Source organism: Nocardia barduliensis (genome assembly GCF_013315795.1).
Taxonomy (GTDB): domain Bacteria; phylum Actinomycetota; class Actinomycetes; order Mycobacteriales; family Mycobacteriaceae; genus Nocardia; species Nocardia barduliensis.
The window spans coordinates 1-9,590 of sequence record NZ_JABLTE010000182.1; the positions used below are offsets into that span (position 1 = coordinate 1).

At 68.3% G+C, this 9,590-nt stretch carries 1 protein-coding gene; it reads right to left on the bottom strand.

From position 1 onward, the window contains the following. A partial coding sequence (locus tag HOV91_RS37385; protein WP_174189930.1) for a helix-turn-helix domain-containing protein occupies window positions 1-9,317 on the bottom strand: 9,317 nt, incomplete at its 3' end. Window positions 9,318-9,590: the final 273 nt, after the last annotated feature.

Here is a 9,590-nt window from a genome sequence, read left to right on the forward strand (position 1 = left end):
CCCTTGCCGAGTCGCACCGCGAGTCTCGGCCCCGCCCGCGTGGCATCGGACGGACCCACCGCCGCTCCTGCTGCTCGCACCGGACCCGACCGCACGCTGTCCCCTTCGCTCGCCACTCCCGCGGGAGGTCCCGACAAGTCGCGGCGCGACCGGTGATCGCCCGGCGCGGCGAGTGCGGCGTCCAATTGCGGCGCACGGCGATCACGGGCCGCGTCGACCACCCGCGCGCGGATGCGGTGCATCGCCGTCGGATTTTCGACAGTGGGCCGGTGCCGTTCCGTGGGCACCTCGTCACCGCGCCCGGCGAGGCACCACGCTGCGTGCCGCAACGACTCCGTGGGCTGTGCGGCGCCGACCAACGAGTACTGCAGATACTCGCCGTGGCCGTCGAAGGGAGCCAGCGAATACGGGAAACCGCGTTCGGCACGCACTCGCGTCGCGATGGTGTCGGTGGCCGGATCGGTTCCCAGGCCGAATGGCCCGTCACCGAGCAAGCGGCCACGCGCATCGGGCGCGTCCCCACCGAATCCGGTGACCGGGTCGTCGGACTGGGCCAGCACCCAGGTGCTGCGACAGCTGGCGTCCGTCGCACTGTCGAACCGTCGACCCCGCCCTGGCGAGCCCATGACCACACCGTGTTCGAAGACGCCGTCCAAGCGGCCGCCGACGCCGCCTTCGGCCACCACCGGGGTGCCATAGCTGTAACCGAGCTTCGACATTCGCGCGCCGGTCACCGCGCGCCACGCCAGCACGTCGCGCGCGAACAGCCTGCCACCGGCCTCTGCCAGTTCGGGCCTGGAGGCCCACGCTTCCTTGTTGTTCGAGGGCGCCTCGTAGCCGATCCAGCACACCACGGCGACCTTGGTGGAAGGATCCGCCCGCACCAACTCCTCGTACAGATTCCGCGCGCTCGCCAGGCGGGTCGGCGCCGACTGCAGCCGCGTGTTGACACCGTCCACATACCAGATCACATGTTCGGCGTCCTCTAGCCGGCAGTTGCCGATGACGAACGTGCCGGACCCGTTGCCTCCGAACGCCTCCGGGTCCAACGCCACGGTGGTGACGACCGGCGCGGGAATGTCGCGATGCACGGTGACCGAACGGGTGAGTGCCTCACCGACGGCATACAAGTTCCGGAAAATCTGGCGCTCGGTCCGACTGGCGTTCTTCCTGCCTTTCGCGCGGATCGCGGAGGCGGTGGCATATCGGCGATAGTCGTTCGCGTAGTTCGCCACCTCGGACGGAAGCCCCGGGGCGTTGCCGACCATCCGAGGATGGACCGCCACGACCGCGCGCTGTTCGTCGCGGTGCAGCGAGTTCCACCACCGTTTGTTGTCGATCGCAAGTCGACCGGCCCTCGTGAAGTCGTCCGGCAGACCTCGATGCAGCAGGACTTCGGGGCCCGCACCCGGACCGCCGCGCTTATCGATCGCGCTGCGGGCGAGGGCGGCGTCGCTGCCGGTCTCGCGCAACGTGGGCATGCCGCTGTCCGGGTTACGCGGCAGGATGTCGGCATAGACGGACCGGGTCTGCTCGTCGACGGCGCGTTCTATACATTCGGTGAAACGAACCCGCCCATCCTGCATGGGATTGTGGCGCGCGACCCGATCCGGACAACCCGCCAGGATACGGCCGATGTTCTCCAGCGACTCCGTTGGCGCCTTGGTGCGATCGTCGACATACAGCAGGAATTCGTCATCGATCGGCTTCCCCTCCTCGAACGGCTCCTTCTCATATCGCTGCGCCATATCGCGCACATCCTTCAGCACGGCATTCGTACGCCCCGCGTCGCCGGTAGGAAACCGGCTCGCGAATTGCACGCCCGGCAAATTGCTCGCTTTTCCGGCCGTGCCCGCCCGGGAATCGATTCCGTAGTACACGTCGGTGGACAACGCAATGCCCGCCAGTGCCTCCCTCATCGCCCCCAGATTCGACTCGCCACAGACCACCACCGCGTCGGTGGTACGGGCGACCCACTCGTGTGCCAGAGCCTTCTTCGCGGGCCGCCCGCCGTCGCCGTGTACTACCAGCTGGCGTTCCGGCCGGACCGCGGGATGCGGCGCCGCAAGATCGCCCGCCAGGCGGTGGCCGTCGGTCCCGGACCACACCACCACCCGGACCGGGCGTTCCGGGTTCTCCCGTACCGCCGCTTCATAATGGTTGCAAGCCAATTGCATTCGCTGATCGAGGCGGCGCAGATCGCGGTCGGTGCCGTCCACGTGCCAGGCTTCCGCGACGGGATCTCCGCTACCGAACGAGATCATGATCGAGCCGCCGCTCGGGTCGCCGGTGTCGAACCGCTCGAGCAGCACGGTCGGCATCGGCACTCCTGGCGTCTCGACCGTCGCGGCCCGCTGGCGCGCCCGGATCAACAGATCCTCGACATTCAGCAGATACTCCCGCAGTGCCCGCTGCCGACCGCTCAGCCGGGTCGTCACCGCTGCCCTCTCGAGTACGGCCCGCGTTTTCGCGAAAGCCCAGCGGTTGGCCTGGTCGCGCACACCACTCGGGAATCCGCCTGCGGCGCCGACGAATTCGGGCCACACCCGGACCAGCGCCCGCACCTCGTCCACGGTGAGATTCCGCGCCCGGCGCGTGTTCCGGGCCGTGTGCTCCGCGCATTCCTCAGCGGCGGTCACCGCGCGTTTCGCGGTGGATCGCCGCCACCGGTACACCAGATCGTCCGGGCTCGCCCCGGCGCCCCAATGCTCACGCAACACCCGATCGGCCCGCATGCGCGTCTCGGCATCGGGCGGGGTATAGGTGGGCAACCCGGCACGCGCGTCGACCGGCCCGATGAAATCGGCGGGAGTGTCCGCTTCGGCGCGCACCGGCTCCCCCGCAGGCACCGGCCCCTCCGGCGCGTCATCCCTCGGCCGGTTGCCGATGAATCCCTCCGGCCCGGTGTTTCCTCGCTCGTCGGCGTCCCAGCCGGGATAGAACCGACCGATGAACGCAGTGACGATATCGCTCGGTGCGGCCAGTCCGGCGAGCAGGCGCAACGCGTAATCCGGACGGATGCCGGATTCGCCACGGGGGTGCTGCGCGCGCTCTTTTTGACCCAAACCGGTCAGGCCGACACCTGCGCGCGCCGCCAGCTCCGCGCGTGACAGTCCCTTGCTCGTACGAGCGGCGATGATCCAGTCCTTGGGATGGCGGAACCGGTCGGATCGGGGATCGGGGAACTCGCCGCCTTCCTCCGGGAAGTACTCCCGCAGAACTGCTTCGGCCACCTCGTCGGGAGCATCCAGGCCCGCCAGCAGACGCACCGCCATGTCCCGGGTGATCGTCACCCCACGCTCCAGCGAGCCGATATACGTCGCCGAATTCGGCACGCCCATGCGAGCGGCCAACACAGCCTGAGTCAGTCCGCGACCCAGGCGAGCCGCCTTCAACCAGTGCCGGAACGGCTGCGCGCCGTCCGGGGGCGGCCACGCTGCCGAGGCAACCGGAGCCGGTCTCTCCTGCGACGCCGAGGCCGGTGGCTCCGAATCGGAAGAGTCCGTCGGGCGGCTGCCGAGGGAACCGTACTCCGGTACCGCCCGCGATTCCGTTGCGCCGACCGTTTCTCTCTCGCCGCCGACACCCTCGTTGGCATCCCGGTCCGAGAGCCGCGACCATGGCGTCGTCCCCGGCGTCTGCTCCGATGCCGGCCCACGTGCGGACTCACCCGGTTCGGGTGGTCTGCTACCGATGAACCCGCCCGGCCTGGTCGTGCCCTCGCCCGGCGCGGAATCGCCGCGCGACACCGGCGGACCGGGCGGCTGATCCGGTTGCTCCCTCGCGGCGCTCCACGGTGTCGGCCGGGTCTGCTCGCTCGCGGTGACGTCGGCTGGTTCATGATCGTCGAACGCATTGCGCAATCGGGCGACGGTGTCGGCGAGAAGTTCTGACGCGGCAGCAGTCCCCAATCCCAGCCGCTCGGCGGAGCGCGCCAAGGACATGCCCTCGACCAGATGCAGCATGACCAGCCGCTGCGCCATGGCGGGATCGGCCAGGTCGGCCAGTGCGGAGCGGACGGTCATCGCGAAGTCGGTGTCGGCGAATCCGGCTCCGGACGGGTCGGCGATCTCGCGACGCAGCGGGCCGGACTTGCCGATCATCGGCTCATCGACCCACCGCGTGGGCTGGTCCAGGATTTCGCGCGCCAGCGTCACATCGGCCACGGTCATGCGCACTGCTCGGGCGATCGCCGCGTCGTCGAGAACCTCGCCCTCGGCAACCATTCTGCCGATCTGAGCACCTACCGTGCTCACCATCTTCCGCGTGCGGTCGTCGAGGTTCGGGAATATCCGTTCGAGACGGAATCGGAAAAGCGCTCCGCGGCAGCTTGCCCAGGCGTGAGCGGCGAACGATGCGGAGGGGATGTGGCTCTTGATCGCGGTGAGAGTCGCGATCCGGGCGACATGAGTGGCCTCTTCGCGGATATCCGGCGATTCCCGACGCGCCACCGCGTTCGGCACCCAGGCGAACTTTTCCAGTATCTCATCCTGGACCACACGCTCTTCCCGGGATCCGACCCGGGTTACCACGTACCGCTGGAACAGTTTTTCTTCCTCGCGATAGCCGGATCGCTCGTATCGCTCGCCGTAGAAACGATCGACTGCCTCCAGCAACATATCTCCACCGATGCCCAGCGTCCGGCACAGTTGCCGTAATTTGCTCAGCCGCGGAAGATAGCGATTGTTCTCGATACTGGAAAGCGTGCTACGAGGCATCCGCGCTCGCCGCGCGAGCTCGGTCACCGACATTCCCTCGTCGTAACGCAGCGCCGCGATCCAACGTCCCAGCGATTTGTGTGACGCGGGATCGATATCGACGGTGATGTCCGAGTAGAAGTCCCGCGCCGCCTGGATCAACAGGCCACCTGACACTCCCAGCGCCCGGCAGATCTGCCGGAACGTGCTGTAGCGCGGCCGCCGATTCCCGGTCTCGACCTGTGCCAGATACTTCGTGGACAGACCGGTCGCACGGGCGAGTTCGGCGCGGCTCATGTCCCGGTCGTAGCGCAGCGCGGTGATCCATCTGCCGAGGTCGTGTGCCGCCGATTCGAGGTCGAGATCGACGTGCGGATAGAAGTGCCGGATCGCCATCCGCAGCAGTTCGTCGTCGGTCCCCAAGACCTCGCAGATGCGCCGGAAAACCGCGAATCTGGGCACATAATTGCCGGTCTCGATACCGGAGAGATGACCCCACCCGGGCCCGATCGCGTCCGTCAGCTCGTTCCCGGTCATGTCCCGGTCGTGCCGCAGAGCCACGATCCAGCTGCCGGGTGACGCGGAATCGTGGGTGCGCGGATCGAGACCGAGTTCGAGATCGGGATAGAAATGGTGTGTGGCCGTAGCGAGGAGTGCCGACCCGACCTCCAGTGCCCGGCAGATCCGCCGGAAAATGATCGAGCTCGGGGTGTATTTTCCACCCTCGATTCCGGCGAGGTATCCCGCCGACGTGCCCGCGGCTCGGGCCACCTCGGCCTGGGTCCTGTCCCGGTCGTGCCGCAGCGCCACGATCCAGTTGCCTGGTGTGGCTGGATCGTGCGCCGCCGGGTCGAGATCGAGCACGAGATCCGGATAGAGGCTACGTGTAGCCTCCGCCAGCGCCTGCGGGTCCACGCCCAATGCCCGAGCGATTCGGTAGAAGACGTTCGGTTGCGGGCGATCACCGTCCTCGATCTCCCCGATCCGGGTCGGCGTCACGCCGACCGCGCGTGCGAGATCCGTCTTGGTCATGCCCCGGCTGTTGCGATGCGCGGCGACCCAGCCACCCGGCGAATCATGGGCGGCGGCATCGGTGTCGAGTTCGACCTCCGGATAGAACCGCCGCGTTGCCTCGGTCAGCGCCTCGCCCTCGATGCCCAGCGCGCGGCAGACCTGCTGAAAAGTGCCGAGCGACGTCCGTCGTCCATTCTCGATATTGGACAGTGCGGCATTGGTCAGGTCCGCCGCTTTCGCGACGTCCTTCTGCTTCATTCCCTGTTCGAGCCGCAACGCCTTGAGCCACGCCCCCCGCGCGGCGTCCAACGACGGATCGGACTGCTCCCGGGGACGGCTGCCGATGAATGTGGGCGGACGGTCGTCCTCCTCCGTTCCGCTCCGCGCGTCCGGGCGACCCGCCGCGTCCGATTCACCCGTCGTGCGCAGACCGCGTTCGAGCGATCCGGCAAACCACTCGACGAAGTCCGACTGCCGCCTCGACATGGCTTGCAGATCGATGTCGTGCGGCAAGCGCAGCGGGCGGCCGAAGGCGAAGGCGAACACTGTCGCCGCGAATGTGCGGATCGTCGCGTCGCTGCCCCGCGTCATCAGCGGCGCCTGGAACAGCAGGTAGACCGCGTTGGCCACACGCCGCAGCACCTCCGGAGACGGTTGCGGGGACCGCTGGTCGAGGGCTGCGGCCAGTTCGGTCATGGCGGCATCGAAGATCGTCCGCTGATCGCCGGCCCGCGCCGTCTCGATCGCGAACCGGCCACGCTCGAGAGCGGACAGCACGTTCCCCTCGACCCGGGCGCCGCCGGGTAACTCCACGACGTTCTGCAACACCGTGCTGCCCGGCGCCTCCACGTCCATCCGGCTCCGGACGAGACGGCCGATCGCCAGCATGGTCCAGAACGCCGGTGTCCCGACGCCGCCGTGCCACTTTCCGGTCCCTGGATCGCGGCGAGCCCCGGCACGCATACCGTCGTGGCGGCCCACCATGTCCATATTGGGCGCGTCGTCGCCCAGCCTGGTGCGGAAGTAGTCGGGATGGCTTTCTCCGTGCTCCCCCACCACGCTCGGGTCGCGCTCGACGGCCCAGACCTGCCGCATGTAGCGCTGATGCGATATCCAGAAGTACAGCTGCGCCAGCACTCTGCGCCGCGACGCCGGCGTCGGCACCGCATCCCACCGGCTGACCAGCTTTCCCAATCCGCGGTTGGCCACATGTGCCTGCCAGAGCGAGAACATCCGCAAGGCCGCGTTCCGGCCCGGGTCGTTGCTCCTCATCCGCAACCCCGGCAGCGGAAAGTGCTCGCCACGAAGCGGTCCCCGCCCGTCCCGCACCGCTTCGTTGAGTAGACGTACATCGTTCGCGAACACCGAATCCGGCTGCGAGTCGGGCGGCTCGGGCGGGCGCTGCGACGGTCTGCTGCCGATGAATTCGTGGTCGCCCGTGTCCGGCCGGTTCCCGATGACAGTCGCTGGTCCCGGCAACAGCCGCAGCACCGTGCCGTGCCGGTCGATGGCGAGTATCTCGCGCAGGCCCGGGATAGGGTGCCGCCGCAACGCCAGACTCAATTCGACCGGGTCCGCGGTGGAGTCGGCGAGATTCACCACGATCCGCTCGGCCTGGCGTTTCACGAGCACCTTCCGGCGGATCTCGAAGCAGATATTGCTGACCTTGCCGGTCGCCGGTGAGTAGCAGTCGAAGATCCGTCCCTCGATACGGAAGTCGGGCAGACGCGCACCGGGTTCGACGGGATGCTGCTCGACCTGGAAACCCGCGCGAGCGAGCACAACCGCCGCTTCGTTCTGCCGCCGCAGCCCCCGCTGTTCCTGCCGGAAACCCGGCGGCTCGTGACCGGCGCCATGGACTCGGACGACGGCCTCCGGTCCGGATGGCATGGCGCCGGAATCGGGGGCACGAGACGGCCGGGTGAGGTCGGCGTCGTTCGCCTGTTCCGAGACCGAGGAGGCTCGATCCCCCTGCGCCGAGAGATCAACGGCGAGATCGGGGATGATCTGCGGTGGCCGACCCGCCGTGACGTACTGATGGATCGCCCACTGTGGCGTGCCGATCGCCGCGCCGTGGATGTCCATCTCGGCGAACCCGACGGCAAGGGCCTCGTATGGACGCAGCTCCGCCTTGGTTTGGTCGACAAAGGCGTACGCGGGCAGTCGCGCGAGCCAGATGTGTTCGGGTTCTCGGATCAGCTCGAGTTCGTCCAGCCGGGACCAGATGTCGTGCAGCACCTGCGGCAGGGGCACCGACAGCAGCTCCACGGCATCGATCGCGTGGACGAATTCGTGGACGGCATCGTGGTGGAACGGCCGGTCACCGACCGGATTGAAACCGCGCTCCCGCATCTCGATACCGCGTTCGACAGTCCATGCCGGCCTGCTCGCATTGCGCAGGCTGAACTGTATCCCCAGGGTCCGAAACGTCGATTCGGAGTCGCGCTGGGCGAAGGATGCGGCGCCGGCGTTCTCCTCACCCAGGTAATCGATCCACAGTCCCCGGATATTGGTGCGGCCCGGGAACCTGGTCAGCATCTCGTCCAGCCCGCCGAGAATCTCCGCTACGACGTGGGCGGGAACATCTGGATGGTCGAACCCCACGATCGTGATGTGCGGGTAGTCGAGGGTGAACGCCTCGACCAGCCGCGCCTTGGTCTGCGCTTCGACGTCGAGCCCGGCGCGATGCGAGTTCTCGCCCTGGGTGCGCACGGCGCGCCACTCGACCTCCGCCAGCGCGTCCATGTACCGGCCGTGGATGTGGTGCAGCGCGAGCTTGTTCTCCCGCGGTACCGGAAGATCCGAGATCCACGATTGCAGGTATGCCACCTGCTCCCGAATGGCCGAGAGCTCCGACCTGGGCATCCCGTGGTGTTGCCACACCTCACGGCCGTCGATATGCCGCACGAACGTCGCGGCGAACGCACCGGTCGGCGTCGCGTCGATAGTGGACGGGGCGCGCCCGCCCCGAACCTCGTTGTCCGGGCCCACGTTCCACTCTCGCGCGGTGCGGTTGGTCCTCGTCACCGCGTCGAAAAGGCCGAGTCGCTCGGCCGAGCGCGAGCCGAGGATCGCGCGGTCCAGCGCTTGCACGCTGTCGCCCGGCTGCCCAGCGGTGATCTCGCGATAGACGGTGTCGTCCTCCAGAATCAGGCAGGTACGCCCGACCGGCGCGTCCATGATCGCAGCGACTTTCCGCTGTAGCACCTGCTCGAGCGCGGCGACAGGGCTGACGTACGTTTCCGCGAACACGCGGGTGCCGTTGCCGAAGGTCACCAACTCGACCCGCACCCCCGGTGCCTCCTCGACCAGCGAACGTTCCGCTGTTCCGGACTGTCTGCCCGCGAGCACCAGGTCCTGGAACTCGGGAGCGGCGGACGCGCCGTCGCCGGACGAGCTCTCTTCCCGAGGGCGACTGCCGATGAATCCCAGCGGACCGCTCGCACCGTGCCGCGCGGTGGTGTGGTCGAACAGTACGTCCTGGTCGCGCCGAGCGGTGGTGTGCGAGTGCGCCGGGCCGCCAGGTGGTGGCATCGATTCGTGTGGGCGGCTGCCGATATAGCGGAACCGCTCGACACCTACCGCGTCGACGTGTCTGGCCAACACCCCGGCATCGGGCGACCGGACACCGGGAAAGCGCTGCCCGACAAGCCCGGCGGCGTCCTCGCCGGAGCGACCGCCCGGGTCCGATAGTGGTCGGCTGCCGGTAGGAACGGCGTGCTGACCCGGCCGCGACACGGCCTCGGGTTCCCGCTGGTTTCCGGGGGTGGGAGTGACCGCGCGGACACTCTCCGGAGTCCCGCCCTCACCCGGTGTGCGATGACCGGCCAGTGCGAACTGGCTCCGCCGAAGTGGTGGGGCACGGCTCGACCACAGGGC